This is a genomic window from Cellulosimicrobium sp. BMG9.22, assembly GCF_059159975.1.
On the sequence record NZ_JBZGBY010000011.1, the window covers coordinates 22,708 to 38,409 of the forward strand.

Below are 15,702 nucleotides of genomic sequence, written 5' to 3' on the forward strand. Positions count from 1 at the left end.
TCAGTTCCCTTCGGGGATCGAAGTTGTCGGCGGCCCGAGGAATCGGGAGAGCCGGGGCTGCTGCTCGTCGGGGAGCTCCGCGACGACGGACTCGAGCGTCCGGTTCAGGTGGGAGACCAAGGCACGCGCGCACGCGTCCGGGTCGCTGTCGACCGCAGTCTGGAGCAGCTCGCGATGCTCCGCCTGCGAGACCGCGAGACGATCGGCGGACGCGTCGCCGAGATCGCCGACCTCGGCGTGGAGGTAGCGCAGCCGGTACCGCTCCGAGTGGTCCCACAGCTCACCGACCAGCCTGACGACCCGGGTCCCCGCATGGGCACCCAGCCCGAGGTGGAACGCCCGGTGATTCATCCGGAAGTCCGCCATGTCCGCGTGCGCCATCGCATCGTCCATGCCCGAGACGTAGGAGGCGAGCCGAGACTTCTCGGCGTCCCCCAGCCTCGGGACGGTTGCCCGGATCGCCAACGGCTCGATCGACATCCGCAGGGCGTAGATCTGGTCGAAGTCGTGCAGGTCGAGCTCCGTGACCCGTAACCGGTGGTGGAAGTTCCCGGCGACGAGACCCTCCGACGCCAGCTGCCGAAGCGCCTCGCGCAACGGTGTCCGGCTGATCTGCATCGACCGTGCGAGCGTGACCTGCGACAGCACCGCCCCCGGCGCGAGGGTGCCGTCGAGGATCTGCCGGCGGAGCGCGTGGTACGCGAACGCCACCGCATCGTCCGAGACGTCGCTCACGACGCGGGGGTCGCGGTCCATCAGCCGACGATGTTCTGCGTGATCGGGTAGAGCTGTTCGATCTCCGTGCGGAGGACGCTCCCGGACTCGAGGAACTCCTGCGGGTCACGGCCGAGTCCGACCCCGGAGGGCGTGCCCGTGAAGATGAGGTCGCCCGGCCGCAGCTCGACCACGGCGCTGAGCCTGCTGATGATCGCCGGGACCGGGAACACCATGTCGGACGTCGTACCGTCCTGCAGGACCCGTTCCGTGCCGTCGCGGCCGGTGACCGTGCTCCTGATGCGCAGCGCGTCGCGCCCGACGACGTCGACGAGCGGGAGCACCGGGCCGACGGGCGCAAAGCCGGCGAACGACTTCCCGAGGCTGAACTGCGCGGGCTTGCCGCGTTGCTGCACCGTGCGGTCGCTCAGGTCCTGCCCGACGGCCAGGCCCGCCACGTGGTCCCACGCCTGCGCCTCGGCGATGTCCCGGCCCCCGCGGCCGACGACCACGACGAGCTCGGCCTCCCAGTCCACGGTCGACCCCGTCAGGCGCACGTCGGTACGGGCGCCCGCAAGGCTCGAGCCGAACTTCGTGAAGACGACCAGGTGTTCCGGCAGCTCCATCCGGGACTCCGAGGCGTGGTCGGCGTAGTTGAGCCCGATCGCGAAGATCTGGCTCGGCCGCGGGACCGGCGTCAGGACCTCCTCCTCCGACACGGGTGCACGGACAGACGTCTCCAGATCCGTCGCACGCATCCACTCCACGAACTCGTCCCAGCGCTCGTAGGCATCGGCGGGCGCGGGCCCGAAGCGGCCCCCGCTGGCGTGCTCCACGTCGACCGCCCCGACGCCGTCGAGGAGGCTGAGCCGCCCGCCGACGTTCGCGACGAACACCGCGCTCACCAGAACTCCGGGAGGTAGACCTCCGGGACGACGTCCGGCAGGTACTCCCCGGCGGTCGCCCTGGCGTGGATCTCCTCGAAGCCGAGCCCCTCGCGCCGCGCGGCGGAGACCTTGGCCGGGTCGAAGTGGACCCCGATCGGGTTCTCGTCGAACTGCTGCGACGCCCACATGAACTGCTTCGACCTCGCCCAGTCTCCGAAGACGTCGACCTGGATCTCGACCCCGTTGCCTTCGGGGTCCTGGTAGTACATCGACATCGTCATGCCGTGGTCGAGGTTGAGGAACGGCTCGATGCCCTCTGCCGCCAGACGGTCGTAGTTGTCGATCCACTGCTCGAAGCTCGCGTACTCGAAGGCCGTGTGGTGCAGCCCGATGGTGTGGCCCTTGTCCTCGGGCTCCTTCAGACCGGGAAGCGCGAGCAGGGCGATGCGATGGTTCGCCGCGTCGTTGGTCAGCCAGGCCGCGCCCGGCCCGTGGTAGACGGGCTCGAGCCCCGCCACGTTCTCGTAGAACGCGACCATCTCGTCAAGCTTCAACGTCGCGAAGGTCGTGTGATGGAAGACCGGCCGAGTGATCGGCCTCGGTCGGCGCCGGCGGTTGTCCGACATGATCGCTCCTCCGCTGGAGTTCATGGACACGCGACACCTTATTCACGCTGGGCTCTTTTGTCTACAGTTGGCTCTGACCTGCGCTTTCGCTGGACCGGCCACGTCTCGAGCGCCACGAGCTCGGGCTCGAGACCGTCGCCGACGTCCGGTGGTCGAAGCGGCCGGACACGCCGGGCGCCCTCTCGGTGGCCACTCCGAGTGCTCGCTCATTCCCAGCGTGCTAATCTGACTTCACGCCAATTCTGAATCGTTTCAACGCAGACGACGGTTCCACCTCGATCGACGCGTCCGGGTACGGGCGAACCGCCGACAGGCGTGATTCCTGATCAACGACGATGGGACGTTGCGCGATGCGCCATCCGCGATCACCTCTCGTGCATCGGCCCGCGGCCGACGAACGGAGACCTTCATGAGGACATCCCCACCACCTCGGAACCTGACGACGTCCAGACGACTCGCCGCGCTCGTGGCCACCGCTCTGCTGGCCGCCGGAGTCTCGGTGCCGGCGAGCACCGCGTCGTCCGCCGCAGCGCCGACCCCGGCCCTCGTCGTGGCGTCGGACGCGGCCCCGACGCTCACACGCCTCCAGGTCGAGAAGAAGACGGAGCCGGTCGGCATCGACCTCGAGCGGCCACGGTTCTCGTGGGTGATCGAGAGCGACGCCCGCGCCGTCGTGCAGGCGTCGTACCGGCTCCGCGTCGCGGAGTCGCAGGAGGCGCTCGACGCCGGCGACGCCGTCTGGGACAGCGCCGTGGTCGAGTCCGCGGAATCGGCGAACGTCGAGTACACCGGTCCACGCCTCGGCACCGCGACCGAGTACTACTGGCAGGTCGACGTCGCCACGAACGCCGGCAGCGCGAGCGCCACGTCGCAGTTCCGCACCGGCCTGTTCGACGACGCGGACTGGGCGGGCAGCGAGTGGATCGGCAACGACCGCACCGACGGACCTCTCACGGACCTCACGCTCGCCGGCTCCTCGTGGGTCTGGACGCCCGAGTCCACCTCGCCGGTCGCGCCCGCCGAGCCGCGCGCGTTCCGCCGCACGCTCGAGACCCCCGTGGGCAAGACCGCGGTGAGCGCGGAGATCCTGCTCACGGGCGACGACCTCTTCCGCCTCCACGTCAACGGCGAGCTCCTGGGCGAGTCGACGGGCGCGACCAACGAGTGGCAGCAGGGGCGCCTCTTCACCACCGGGCTCGAGCCCGACCGCAACGTCGTCGCCGTCTCGACCGACAACGGCGAGGGCTCCCCCGCAGGCCTCGTCGCCGTCGTCCGCGTCACGTACTCCGACGGGACGAGCGAGCTCGTCCGCACCGACACCGCCTGGAAGGGCTCCAAGACCGTCGCCGCGGACTTCGCCGACCCCGCCTACGACGACTCGGCGTGGGAACCGGTCGCCGTCCAGGCCGCCTACGGCTCGGGCCCGTGGGGGTCGGGCGTCGGCGCGCCCGTCGCCGATCCGAGACCCGCACCGCTGCTGCGCAAGGAGTTCGACGTCGACGACGTCCGAGCCGCCACGCTCTTCGTCGCCGCCGGCGGCTACGCCGACGTGACCCTCAACGGGGAGCCGGTGAGCGACGCCGTCCTGTCCCCCGGGTTCACGGACTACGACGACACCGTCCAGTACGTCGCCGACGACGTCACCGACCTCCTGGAGGAGGGGACCAACGCGATCGGCGTCGAGCTGGGTCGCGGCTTCTACGGCATGACCGGCTCCAACGTGTGGAACTGGCAGGCGCCGCCGTGGCACGACGAGCCGGTGGTGCGGGCGGTCCTGCGCGTGGAGCACACCGACGGTTCCGTCGAGCACGTCGTGACCGACGACAGCTGGACGATCCACGACGGACCGACCGTCTTCGACGACCTGTTCGGCGGTGAGACGTACGACGCGGCCGAGGTCCAGCCCGGCTACGACACCGTCGGGTTCGACGACGCCGCGTGGGAGAGCGCGAGCGCCGTCGACGGCCCCGCGGGCGTGCTCGTGAACCAGCGCCAGCAGCCCATCCGGATCACGGAGGAGCTGCCCGCGGTGGACGTCACGGAGCCCGAGGACGGCACCTACGTCGTGAAGTTCCCGCGCGTCATCGCCGGCTGGGTCGAGTACACCGTCGAGGGTCCCGCCGGGACCACGGTGCGTGCCCAGGCGGCGGAGAAGCTGCGCGCCGACGGTACGATCAACGCCGACAACAACGGCGGGTTCGGCTCCGGTTTCCAGACCGACCGGTTCGTCCTCGCGGGCACCGGCGCACCGGAGACGTGGGAGCCGAGCTTCTCCTACAAGGGCTTCCAGTACATCGAGGTCTCGGGCTGGCCCGAGGGCGCCGAGCCGTCCGTCGAGAACTTCACGGCCAAGGTCGTGCACACGGACGCCGAGGAGTGGGGCACGTTCGAGTCCGCCGAGCCGATCATGAACCAGGTCCACCGAGCCGTCGTCGACACCCTGAAGAACAACATCCACGGCATCCCGACCGACACCCCGATGTTCGAGAAGAACGGCTGGACCGGTGACGCCGCGGTAGGCGCCGAGATGTTCATGACCAACCTCGACACCCACGAGCTGTTCGCCAAGTGGATGCGCGACGTCCACGAGACCCGTGACGAGAACGGCGCGCCGCTCGTCATCGCCCCGAGCTCGGGCGACTGGGGCCAGTGGGGCGTCAACCCGATCTGGCACTCCGCCTACACGTCGATCCCGTGGTGGCTCTACCAGTACGGCGGCGACGACCGCGTGCTCACCGAGCAGTACGACGGCATGAAGACGTACGCCGACCTGGAGTTCGACCGCTCGGCCGACGGCCTCGTCACGAACCCGCGCCTCGGCGACTGGGTCAGCCCCGAGGCGAGCCCCGCGGGCGGCAACGCCCCCGAGGACACGCGGGTCTCCAACACCGCCTACCTGTACGAGATCCTCGTGACGATGCAGCGCACGGCGGAGCACCTGGGCCGGGTCGACGACGCGGCACGCTTCGCCGCGAACGCCGCGACGGTCAAGGACACCTTCAACGCGACGTTCCTCGACGGGGCCCGCGGTCACTACCGCGGCGACGGTGACCGCGGCTACCGCCAGACGCACAACGTGCTCGCGCTCGCGTTCGGCCTCGCGCCCGACGGCGAGACCGCGGACCGCGTCGCCGCGAGCCTCGTGGCGGACATCGAGGCCAAGGGCGGCAAGCTGAACACCGGCGTCGCCGGGACCAAGTACCTCCTGCCCGTGCTCACCGAGCACGGCCACGCGGACGTCGCGTTCGACCTCGCGGTCGAGACCGGCTACCCGAGCTGGGGGTACATGATCGAGAACGGCGCCACGTCGATGTGGGAGCACTGGTCCACCGACTCACGGTCGCTGGGGCACTACTTCCTCGGGACCGTCGACGACTGGTTCTACCGCAGCGCAGCCGGGATCGCACCGTCCGTCGACGACGGCTACCGCACGATCGAGATCACCCCGGCCGTCACGAGCCGGATGAGCTGGGCCAAGGGATCGACCATGACGCCGTTCGGGCAGGTCTCCATCGACTGGCGCTCGACCGGCGGGGACCTCGTGGTCGACACCCGCATCCCGGTGGGCTCGACGGCGCACGTGACCCTCCCGACGGCGGACCCGGGCACGGTCACCGAGGGCGGGCTGCCGCTCGACCAGGTGGCTGGGGTGACCGCCGTGGAGGTGGTCGACGGCGCGGTCGTCGTGACCGTCGGCTCGGGCGCCTACGCGTTCACCGCGACCGGCGCGGGGATCCTCGAACCGGCCGTCGCGATCGACGCCACGGTCGACCCGGCCTCCGTCGCCCCGGGTGGGCAGGCCGACGTCCTCGCGACCGTGACCAGCACGAGCGACGAGCCGGTCACGGGCCGGCTCGAGGTGGGGACGCCGTCGGGCTGGACCGTCCCGGAGCCGAGCGCTCCGGTGACGATCGAGCCGGGAGAGGGCGTCGAGCTCCGCACGACCGTCACGGCACCCGTCGCGGCGACCGAGGCCTCGGCCCAGGCGCCGCTCACGGTGCGGTTCGTGCACGACGGCACGGTGCTCGGAGCGTCCACGGCGCGGCTGGACGTCGAGATCGAACCCGTCACCGAGGTACCCGAGGGCTACGACCACGTGGACCTGGGCGACACCGCGTCCGAGGAGGCGCACGACCTGACGGCGTCGCCGTCGTCGGGCACGAGCACCGAGGCCGGGCTCACGCGGCGCTACGCCGGTCACCTGACCGACTTCTCGTTCTTCGAGCACGACGTCGCCGTCGTGCCGGGCGAGCCGTTCGTGCTCCGCGCGACCGAGACCTACGACCGCTCGCAGACCAAGCGGTACAAGGTCTACGTCGCCGGCGAGGAGGTCCACCTGCGCCAGCATCCGCACGACGGCGCGGGGACGGAGACGTTCCAGGTCGTCGTGCCGGCCGAGCTGGCCGTCGCGGACACGGTGCGGGTGCGGTTCGAGACGCAGGACGACCACTCCTTCTACGACCCGTCGATCGCCGACGTGTGGTCGCTGCCGGTCCCCGCGAACGCGGCCCCGGAGCTCGACGTCGACGTCACGGCCCAGGCTCGCTGCCTCGGGGGCAAGGCCTACGTCGCGGTCCGGGCCACCAACGGCGAGGACGTCCCGCTCGACGTCACGCTCACGACGCAGTACGGCTCGCACACGGTGACCGGCGTCGTGCGGGGTGCGAACGCGTACCAGTCGTTCGCGGTGCGGGACGCGACCGTGGGGGCGGGCACTGCGACGGCCACGGCCGCCGGGGCGCAGGTCACCACGGAGATCGACGCGCCGTACGACGCCCGCGACTGCGGCTGACGCCGTCGGTCGCTCCGAAGAGCCCGCCCCCCGCTGCGTGCGCAGCGGGGGGCGGGCTTCCTCGTGCTCGGATCCAGGAATCAGGACGTGCTCAGGGCCGCACGGCCTCCGGGTGGACCGAGGCGATCGGGACGAGCGACCTCAGCTGCGTGACGTGACCCGGGTTCAGCTCCTCGAGGCTCGTGACCTGGAGCAGCTTCATCGTCCGCACGACCTGCTCCGAGAGGATCTCGATCGCGCGGTCGACACCCGCCCGACCCCCGGCCATGAGCCCGTAGAGGTAGGCGCGTCCGACGAGCGTGAACCGCGCGCCGAGCGCGACGGACGCGACGATGTCCGCGCCGTTCATGATGCCGGTGTCGACGGCCACCTCGAGGTCCTGGCCGACCTCGCGGACCACGCGAGGCAGCAGGTGGAACGGCACCGGGGCACGGTCCAGCTGCCTGCCGCCGTGGTTCGACAGGACGATCCCGTCGACGCCGAGGTCGGCGAGCCGGCGCGAGTCCTCGACGTTCTGGACGCCCTTCACGACGAGCTTCCCAGGCCACATGCCCCGGATGACCGCGAGGTCGTCGAAGCTGATGGACGGGTCCATCGCGGAGTCGAGCAGCTCACCGACCGTCCCTCCGGTCGAGCTCAAGGAGGCGAACTCGAGCTGGGGCGTCGTGAGGAAGTCGTACCACCACCAGGGCCTCGGGAGCGCGTCGAGGATCGTCGACAGCCCCAGCTGCGGCGGGATGGAGAACCCGTTGCGCTTGTCCCGCAGCCGCGCGCCCGCGACGGGTGTGTCGACGGTGAAGAAGAGCGTGTCGAACCCCGCGCGCGCGGCGCGCTCGACGAGGCCGTAGGAGATCTCGCGGTCGCGCATCACGTACAGCTGGAACCAGTTGCGCCCCGCCGGGTTCGCGGCCTGTACCGCCTCGATGGACGTCGTCCCGAGCGTGGAGAGCGTGAACGGGATGCCCGCAGCGCCCGCGGCGCCCGCGCCCGCGATCTCGCCCTCGGTCTGCATGAGCCGGGTGAACCCGGTGGGCGCGATGCCGAACGGCATCGCCGACGGCCCCCCGAAGACGTGCGTGCTCGTGTCGACGGTCGACACGTCCCGCAGGATCGACGGGTGCAGCTCGACGTCGCGGAACGCCCGGCGCGCGCGCGACAGCGAGATCTCGCCCTCCGCCGCACCGTCGGTGTAGTCGAACACCGCACGCGGGGTGCGGCGCTTGGCGATGCTCCGCAGGTCCTCGATCGTCAGCGCGCCCGTGAGGCGGCGCCGCCGGCCGTCGAGGTCGGGCCGCTTGAACCGGACCAGCTCGAAGAGCTCACGGGGTCGGGGAAGCTGGCGTTCGGTCATCGGATCGCCTTCCGGGGAACGTGGCGGACAGGAGGATGGGATCGGAGAACGAGCGCGCGCAGGTCCTCGAGGTCCCCCTCGAGCGCGCCCAGCGCGCGCGCCTGGACGAGGACGTTGCCGATCGCGGTGGCCTCGACCGGGCCCGCCAGGACGGGCAGACCGGACCGGTCGGCCGTGGCCTGGCACAACAGGGTGTTCTGCGCTCCCCCGCCGACGACGTGGATCGCCGCCACACGTCGTCCGGCGAGGCGCGCCGCCTCCTGCACGGTGTCGGCGAACGCCTGCGCCAGACTCTCGACGATGCAGCGCACGACCTCCCCGCGCGTCGCCGGTCCGCGGACCTCGTGCTCGCGGCACCAGTCGGCGATGCGCGCCGGGATGTCGCCGGGCGGCAGGAAGCGTGGGTCGTCGACGTCGAACACCGGGACCGGGGTCGTGACCGCGCGCGCGTCGTCGAGCAGCTCCGCCAGCGTGCTGGAACGCTGCGCGGCGGTCGCGGACCGCTCCCAGGTCCGCACCGACTCCGACAGCAACCACAGGCCCATGACGTTGTGGAGGAAGCGGGTCCGTCCGTCGACCCCGCCCTCGTTCGTGAAGCCTGCGCGCCGCGCGTCCTCCGTCACGACCGGAGCGTCCAGCTCGAGCCCCACGAGTCCCCACGTGCCGCACGACACGAACGCGACGTCCCGGTCCGTGCTGGGCACGGCCACGACCGCGGAGGCCGTGTCGTGCGAGCCGACGGCGGTCACCGGCACCGCAGCCCCGACGAGCCCCGCGACGTCGGGCACGAGGTCCCCGAGGGCGCTCCCGGGATCGACGAGCGGCGGCAGGATCCTCGCCGGCACGCCGAGGTCGGCGGCCAGCCCGGTGTCCCACTCCCGGGTCCGCGCGTCGAGCAGGCCGGTGGTGGAGGCGTTGGTGCGCTCGCCCACCTGCACCCCGGTGAGCCAGAAGGCCAGGAGGTCGGGCACGAGCAGGAGGCGGTCGGCGACCGGCAGGAGCACGTCCTCGCACGCGAGCTGGAACACCGTGTTGAACGGCAGGTGCTGCAGGCCGTTGCGGCGGTAGAGCTCGGCGGGGTCCACGCGGGCGTGGACGCGTTCGACGCCCTCGGCCGTGCGCGCGTCCCGGTAGTGGTACGGCACGCCGAGCAGGCGTCCGTCGCGGAGCAGGCCGTAGTCGACCGCCCACGAGTCGACGCCGAGGCTGTCGAGCGGACCGTCCCCCGTACGAGCTGCCGTCGTGAGACCCGCGAGCACCTGCCGGTACAGCTCGAGCAGGTTCCAGTGCAGCCCGTCGCTCGTCCGGACGGGTTCGTTCGGGAAGCGCGCGACGTGCCGCAGGCGCACCTCGTCGGCCCCGACGTGCCCGACGATCACCCGGCCGCTCGTCGCGCCGAGGTCGACGGCGGCGACGGTCGCGGTCCGCGGGCTCATCGCAGGAACGCTGCGGCGACGCCGGAGTCCACGGGGACGTGCAGGCCGGTCGTGCGGGACAGCTCGGGGCCGGTCAGCACGTAGACCGCGTCGGCGACGTTCTCAGGGACGACCTCGCGCTTGAGGATGGTCCGGTTCGCGTAGAACTGGCCGAGGTCCTCCTCCTTGACGCCGTAGGTCGCGGCCCGGTTGGCGCCCCACCCGGCGGCGAAGATGCCGGACCCTCGCACGACGCCGTCGGGGTTGATGCCGTTGACCCGCACGCCGTGCTCGCCGAGCTCGACCGCGAGCAGGCGGACCTGGTGCGCCTGGTCGGCCTTCGTGGCTGAGTAGGCGATGTTGTTGGGTCCGGCGAAGATCGAGTTCTTGGACGAGATGTACACGACGTCGCCGCCCATGCCCTGGTCGACGAGGACGCGCGCCGCCGCCTTCGAGACGAGGAACGCGCCCTTGGCCATGACGTCGTGCTGCAGGTCCCAGTCCGCCTCCGTGGTCTCCAGGAGCGGCCGGGACAGAGACAGCCCCGCGTTGTTCACGACGAGGTCGACCCCGCCGAACGCGAGCACGGTGGCATCGATCGCGGCCTGGACGCCCGCGGCGTCCGCGACGTTCGCGGCGACGCCGATCGCGACGTCCGCGTTCCCGAGCTCCGCGGCCACGGCCTGGGCCTTGGCGAGGTCGAGGTCCGCGACGACGACGCACGCGCCCTCGGCGGCGAGCCGCGTCGCGATGGCCTTGCCGATGCCGGACGCCGCGCCGGTGACGAACGCGACGCGTCCCTGATGGGTCCTCGGCTTCGGCATGCGCTGGAGCTTGGCCTCCTCGAGGGCCCAGTACTCGATCCGGAACTTCTCCGCGTCGGAGATCGGCGCGTAGGTCGAGAGCGCCTCCGCGCCCCGCATGACGTTGATCGCGTTGACGTAGAACTCGCCGGCGACGCGTGCGGTCTGCTTGTTCGCGCCGTACGAGAACATGCCCACGCCCGGGACGAGCACGATGAGCGGGTCGGCGCCACGGATCGCCGGGCTGTCGGCGTCGGCGTGGGCGTCGTAGTAGGCCTGGTAGTCGGCGCGGTACCCGGTGTGCAGCTCGCGCAGGCGCGCGAGCGCGTCGTCCGCCGACGCCGACGCCGGCAGGTCGAGGATCAGCGGCTTGACCTTGGTCCGCAGGAAGTGGTCGGGGCAGCTCGTCCCGAGCGCGGCGAGGATCGGCGCCTTCTCGGACGCGAGGAAGTCCAGCACGACGTCGGAGTCCGTGAAGTGGCCGACCATCGGCTTGTCCGTCGACGCGAGACCGCGGATCGTGGGAGCGAGCGCTGCCGCCCTGGCCCGCCGCTCGTCGTCGGGCAGGGCCTCGAACCCCGGACGCACCGCGCCGAACGGCTCGGCCGCGCCGTGCTCGGCGATGTAGGTGGCCGCGGTCTCGATGATCCAGCGCGACGCCGCCTCGGCCTCCTGGGACGTCTCGCCCCACGCGGTGATGCCGTGCCCGCCGAGGATCGTGCCGATCGCCTGCGGGTTCTTGGCCCTGATCTCCGCGATGTCGAGTCCGAGCTGGAAGCCCGGGCGGCGCCACGGCACCCAGACGACCTTGTCGCCGAAGATGCGCGACGTCAGCTCCTCGCCCTCGGCCGCGGTCGCGATCGCGATGCCGCTGTCGGGGTGCAGGTGGTCGACGTGCGGCGCGTCGACGAGGGCGTGCATGGCCGTGTCGATCGACGGCGCCGCCCCGCCCTTGCCGTGCAGGCAGTAGTCGAAGGCCGCGACCATCTCGTCCTCGCGCTCGACACCGGGGTAGACGTCGACCAGGCGGCGCACGCGGTCCAGGCGCAGGACCGCGAGCCCCTTCTCGGTCAGCGTGCCGAGGTCTCCGCCGGACCCCTTGACCCAGAGCAGCTCGACCGGCTCCCCCGTGACCGGGTCGACGTCGGTGCCCTTCGCCGAGGTGTTTCCTCCGGCGTAGTTGGTGTTGCGCGGGTCGGCGCCGAGCCGGTTCGAGCGCGCGACGAGGTCGGCGACTGTGGCGTTCGTCATGGTGTCCGTCCTGGGTGGTGTCGTGGTGGTCCCGGGCGCGTGCGCGTGCCGCGGCAGGTGGTCCGGTCAGACCTGGCGGTAGTCGATGCCGAGCAGGCTGGCGGCGGCGCGGTAGTCCCCCGCACGGTGCCCGATCGAGAGCGACCAGTGGTGCCCGACGCCGGTCGCGCTCCACTCGTCGACCCACTCGCCGGGGTCGCGGGCGAAGTCGACGCGAGACGTGGTGTTACCGATCTCGAGGAGCGGTCCGGGGACCACGGTCCCCTCGGAGGCGATGAACGAGAGCGATCCGTCGGCGTCCTGGCCGAGGCCCAGCAGGGTGACCGGGCCGTGCTGCACGTCGAACTCGACGCTCACGCCCCAGCCGCGCTTGCCGTGGTAGACGCCGAGCCCGCGCAGGAGCGGGTCGCGCGCGGAGACGGCGAGGTGGGCGGGGCCGTCGTGCCCCATCTCCACGACGCCGTCCTCGAAGTCCAGCGCCTGGATCTCGCAGAACGAACCGCCGGCGCCCACCACCTGCGTGGCCAGCTGGGCGACGGTCGTTCGCAGCTCGTACTCACCCGTCGTCGGGACGCCGCGCCCGGTCAGCAGCGACGCTCCGAGGATCATGCCGGCGCCCAGGCGCTCGTGCTGCTCGCCGTCGAGACCCCGGTGGTAGTACGCGAGGGAGTCGAGCTCGAAGTCCTCGACCAGCCGGTCGAGGCCCACCGACACCCGCGCACCCCACGCGAAGTCCTCCTCGACGACGCTGTCGTCGAGCGTGAAGACGTCGCGCGCGAGGTCCATGCGCGCCGACACCTCGGCATCCGTCACCTTCTCGACGCGCACCCGGAGATCGTCGAACTCCAGGACCTCGACGTGCGAGCCGAACGTCACGGGAAGCAGCGTCAGGTCGGTCGAGACGTCGAGCATGCCGGGGTACACGTGGCCCATGAGGCCGTGCCGCGCGTGGCGGAGCGCAGCGCGCACCTGCGCGGCGTTCACCCAGCGCTCGATGCGGCGCCATGCCGACTCCTGCCGCAGCCAGCCCGAGACGGAACGGAACTCGATCCCGGCACGGCGGAAGACGTTCCCGACCTCGGGGACCGGGCACTGCCCGCAGTACGCGAGCCACTTGCCGGTGTCGAAGGTCGCATGGTCCATGCGCTCCGTCGGCTGCAGGTCGATGACCAGCACGGGGGCGTTGCTGCGCTGCGCGATCGGCAGCACCATCGACGCCGTCAGGTAGGTCGTGAGGAACAGGACGATGAGGTCGCAGTCAGCCTGGCGCAGCGTCTCCGCAGCGCGCGCACCTTCCTGCGCGTCGGAGATGAAGCCGACGTCGGTGACCTCGGCATCCATCTCCTCGAAGCGTTGCGAGACGTAGCGCGAGGACTCCTGCAGCTGGGGCAGGAGGTCGGGGAACTGGGGCCAGTACGTCCCGAGGCCCCCGGCCACGAGGCCGATCCGCGCCTTGCGCCGGGTCACGGGTTCGAGGGCGGGGTGCGTGGGAGCGATCATGGCTCAGGCCCCCCAGCTCGCCTGGACGCCGCCGACGCGCTCGTCCGTGATGCGCTGCGCATAGCCGCTGTCCAGGTAGGCGCGGAAGGGGTCGGCAGGCAGGCCGCGGGACTCGCGCCACTGCGCGAGCAGCGGCCGGACGTCGGTGTAGAACGCGTCCATGAACACGGCGTTGGCGCCGAGCACGTCGCCCGCCTCTTCGGCCACCGCGAGCGCGTCACGGTCGAGCAGGAGCGCCCGTGCGGTCATCTCCTGCACGTTGAGCACGCTGCGGATCTGACCGGGGATCTTGTCCTCGACGTTGTGGCACTGGTCGAGCATGAACGCGACGTCCGGGTTCGCATAGCCGCCGCCGCGCACGACCTCGACGATGATGCGGAAGAGCTGGAACGGGTCCGCCGCCCCGACGATGAGGTCGTCGTCGGCGTAGAACCGCGAGTTGAAGTCGAACGACCCGAGCTTTCCGAGGCGCAGCAGCTGCATCACGATGAACTCGACGTTCGTCCCGGGTGCGTGGTGGCCCGTGTCCAGGCAGACCATCGCGCGGTCCCCCAGCGCGGCGACCTGGGCGTAGCTCGTGCCCCAGTCCGGGACGTCCGTGTGGTAGAAGGCCGGCTCGAAGAACTTGTACTCGAGCACGAGGCGCTGGTCGTCGGCCAGCGCGTCGTAGATGGTGCGCAGGGACTCCGCGACGCGGTCCTGGCGGGCGCGCATGTCGCCCTGGCCCGGGTAGTTCGTGCCCTCGGCGAGCCAGACCTTCAGGTCGCGCGAGCCCGTGGCGTGCATGATGTCGATGCACTCCAGGTGGTGGTCGATCGCCTTCTGGCGGACCCTCCGGTCCACGTGCGAGAGCGCGCCGAACTTGTAGTCGTCGTCCTGGAAGGTGTTCGAGTTGATCGTGCCCAACGAGACGCCGTGCTCCTTGGCGAACGTGGCGAGCGCGGCGTAGTCGTCCACCTTGTCCCACGGGATGTGGAGCGCGACCGTGGGCGCGAGACCGGTGTACCGGTGCACCTGCGCTGCGTCGGCGATCTTCTCCTGCGGGGTGCGGGGTGTCCCCGGCGTGGCGAACACCTTGAAGCGGGTGCCCGAGTTGCCGAACGCCCAGGAGGGCAGCTCGATCGTCTGCTCGGCGAGGAGCGGTGCGATGTCCGAGAACGTGGTCGCCATTGAGTCCATCTCTCTACGAGCCCGGTTCGTCCCGGGCTATGAATCGTTTCACTGTTATACCTCTCGGCCACACCGGGATGCAACCGAGCGCAGTTCGAGGGTCCGTCGGCCACCCTGCGAACCGCCCTGCCCGCGGTCAGTTCCCGGTCGACGCGCGCGCGACGAGCTCCGGCTGGAACTCGATCTGCTCGCGCGGGCACCCCGGGTCCTCGGCCTCCCGCACGAGGATCTCCACGCCGGTCTGCCCGATGAGGTGGCTCGGCTGACGGATCGACGACAACGGCGTGAAGGCCGCCGCGGCGAACGCGATGTCGTCGTACCCGATGATCGCGATGTCCTGCGGCACCCGCACGCTCCCGGACAGGGCCGTCGCCTGCAGGACTCCCACCGCCAGCAGGTCGTTCGCCGCGAAGACGGCGTCGGGCCGCTGCCGGGGCTCGCGCCCGGCGAGGGCCGCCCCCGCGAGGGTTCCCTGCCGGACCGACAGGGAGTCGGTCTCGACCACCTCGAGCGTGCACCCGCGCACGGCCTCCACGGCCGCGCGCGCCCCCGCGAGCCGGTCGCGCACCTGGTGCAGGTCCCGCGGACCGCCGACGAAGGCGATGCGCCGCCGCCCCTGGTCGATCAGGTGCTGCGCCGCGAGACGCCCTCCCGCGACGTCGTCCACGGACACGGACGAGAACGGCAGGTCGCCGGCACGCCGGTCGACGAACACGGTCGCCGTCCCTCGGCTCCGCAGGCGCTCGAGCTGCTCCGTGACCTCGCCGACCGACGAGATGAGCACGCCTCGCACGCGCTGCTCCTCGAACAGGTCGAGGTAGCGGGCCTCCCGCGCCGCGTCCTCGCCGCTGTTGCCCAGCAGCACCGCCAGCCCCAGCTCGGCGGCGCGCTCCTCGGCGCCCCGTGCCAGGTCCGTGAAGAACGGGTTCCCCACGTCGAGGATGACCAGGCCGAGCGTCTGGCTCCGCCCCGCCCGCAGCTGACGTGCCGCATCGTTCCGGACGAACCCGAGCTCGCGGATCGCCTCCCGCACGCGGTCGACGGTGGTGCCCGACACCCGCTCGGGACGATTGAGCACGTTCGAGACCGTCCCCACCGACACGCCCGCGAGCGCCGCCACGTCACGCACGCTGACGGACATGCGGCCTCCTGCGGGGTGGTGTTCCGACGTCGAGGATTATCCAGGTCCGGGG

Annotated in this window: 10 protein-coding genes; 1 reads left to right on the top strand and 9 read right to left on the bottom strand. The window is 71.5% G+C overall.

The window, feature by feature from the left end; translation table 11 throughout:
• Genes AC4H2H_RS09625 through AC4H2H_RS09635 form a run of 3 tightly spaced genes read right to left on the bottom strand, consistent with a single transcriptional unit; the run spans window position 1 to window position 2,251 of the window.
• Entirely contained in the window at window positions 1-756 is a 756-nt protein-coding gene (locus AC4H2H_RS09625) for a GntR family transcriptional regulator (RefSeq protein ID WP_494370588.1), read from the bottom strand.
• Window positions 756-1,619 (bottom strand): fumarylacetoacetate hydrolase family protein, encoded by an 864-nt coding sequence (locus AC4H2H_RS09630; protein WP_494370589.1) that lies wholly within the window; start codon window positions 1,617-1,619, stop codon window positions 756-758. Before AC4H2H_RS09630 ends, AC4H2H_RS09625 begins: the two co-directional genes overlap by 1 nt.
• A complete protein-coding gene (locus AC4H2H_RS09635; RefSeq protein WP_494370590.1) occupies window positions 1,616-2,251 on the bottom strand; it encodes a VOC family protein in 636 nt (211 codons plus the stop codon). Before AC4H2H_RS09635 ends, AC4H2H_RS09630 begins: the two co-directional genes overlap by 4 nt.
• Before the next feature lie 385 nt (window positions 2,252-2,636).
• Between AC4H2H_RS09635 and AC4H2H_RS09640 the strand changes: the two genes are divergently transcribed.
• Window positions 2,637-7,019 (top strand): family 78 glycoside hydrolase catalytic domain, encoded by a 4,383-nt coding sequence (locus AC4H2H_RS09640; protein WP_494370591.1) that lies wholly within the window; start codon window positions 2,637-2,639, stop codon window positions 7,017-7,019.
• A 91-nt stretch (window positions 7,020-7,110) separates the two neighbouring features.
• On the opposite strand, the gene AC4H2H_RS09645 is transcribed toward AC4H2H_RS09640, so the two are convergent.
• From AC4H2H_RS09645 to AC4H2H_RS09670, 6 genes are all read right to left on the bottom strand, one after another.
• Window positions 7,111-8,370: an alpha-hydroxy acid oxidase gene (locus AC4H2H_RS09645; protein ID WP_494370592.1), complete on the bottom strand. Its 1,260-nt coding sequence runs from the start codon at window positions 8,368-8,370 to the stop codon at window positions 7,111-7,113.
• Window positions 8,367-9,806 carry a rhamnulokinase gene (locus AC4H2H_RS09650; RefSeq protein ID WP_494370593.1) on the bottom strand — a complete coding sequence of 480 codons (1,440 nt, stop codon included), beginning with the start codon at window positions 9,804-9,806 and terminating at the stop codon, window positions 8,367-8,369. The genes AC4H2H_RS09645 and AC4H2H_RS09650 overlap by 4 nt, the downstream gene beginning before the upstream one ends.
• On the bottom strand, window positions 9,803-11,839 hold the full coding sequence (locus tag AC4H2H_RS09655; RefSeq protein ID WP_494370594.1) for a bifunctional aldolase/short-chain dehydrogenase: 2,037 nt from the start codon (window positions 11,837-11,839) through the stop codon (window positions 9,803-9,805). Before AC4H2H_RS09655 ends, AC4H2H_RS09650 begins: the two co-directional genes overlap by 4 nt.
• A 66-nt stretch (window positions 11,840-11,905) precedes the next feature.
• A complete protein-coding gene (locus AC4H2H_RS09660) occupies window positions 11,906-13,339 on the bottom strand; it encodes an arabinose isomerase (RefSeq protein ID WP_494370595.1) in 1,434 nt (477 codons plus the stop codon).
• Window positions 13,340-13,342: 3 nt separating this feature from the next.
• Window positions 13,343-14,509 carry an L-rhamnose isomerase gene (rhaI, locus tag AC4H2H_RS09665; protein WP_494370596.1) on the bottom strand — a complete coding sequence of 389 codons (1,167 nt, stop codon included), beginning with the start codon at window positions 14,507-14,509 and terminating at the stop codon, window positions 13,343-13,345.
• Between the two features lie 136 nt (window positions 14,510-14,645).
• The gene (locus AC4H2H_RS09670) at window positions 14,646-15,650 is read right to left on the bottom strand and encodes a LacI family DNA-binding transcriptional regulator (RefSeq protein WP_494370597.1); all 1,005 of its coding nucleotides are present in this window, start codon (window positions 15,648-15,650) and stop codon (window positions 14,646-14,648) included.
• Window positions 15,651-15,702 lie beyond the last annotated feature (52 nt).

Excerpts from the sequence above, each read along its gene's own strand:
- AC4H2H_RS09625 (WP_494370588.1), bottom strand. The coding sequence starts at position 756 with ATGGACCGCGACCCCCGCGTCGTGAGCGACGTCTCGGACGATGCGGTG.
- AC4H2H_RS09635 (WP_494370590.1), bottom strand. The coding sequence starts at position 2,251 with ATGAACTCCAGCGGAGGAGCGATCATGTCGGACAACCGCCGGCGCCGA.
- AC4H2H_RS09640 (WP_494370591.1), top strand. The coding sequence starts at position 2,637 with ATGAGGACATCCCCACCACCTCGGAACCTGACGACGTCCAGACGACTC.
- AC4H2H_RS09645 (WP_494370592.1), bottom strand. The coding sequence starts at position 8,370 with ATGACCGAACGCCAGCTTCCCCGACCCCGTGAGCTCTTCGAGCTGGTC.
- AC4H2H_RS09650 (WP_494370593.1), bottom strand. The coding sequence starts at position 9,806 with ATGAGCCCGCGGACCGCGACCGTCGCCGCCGTCGACCTCGGCGCGACG.
- AC4H2H_RS09655 (WP_494370594.1), bottom strand. The coding sequence starts at position 11,839 with ATGACGAACGCCACAGTCGCCGACCTCGTCGCGCGCTCGAACCGGCTC.
- AC4H2H_RS09660 (WP_494370595.1), bottom strand. The coding sequence starts at position 13,339 with ATGATCGCTCCCACGCACCCCGCCCTCGAACCCGTGACCCGGCGCAAG.
- rhaI (WP_494370596.1), bottom strand. The coding sequence starts at position 14,509 with ATGGCGACCACGTTCTCGGACATCGCACCGCTCCTCGCCGAGCAGACG.
- AC4H2H_RS09670 (WP_494370597.1), bottom strand. The coding sequence starts at position 15,650 with ATGTCCGTCAGCGTGCGTGACGTGGCGGCGCTCGCGGGCGTGTCGGTG.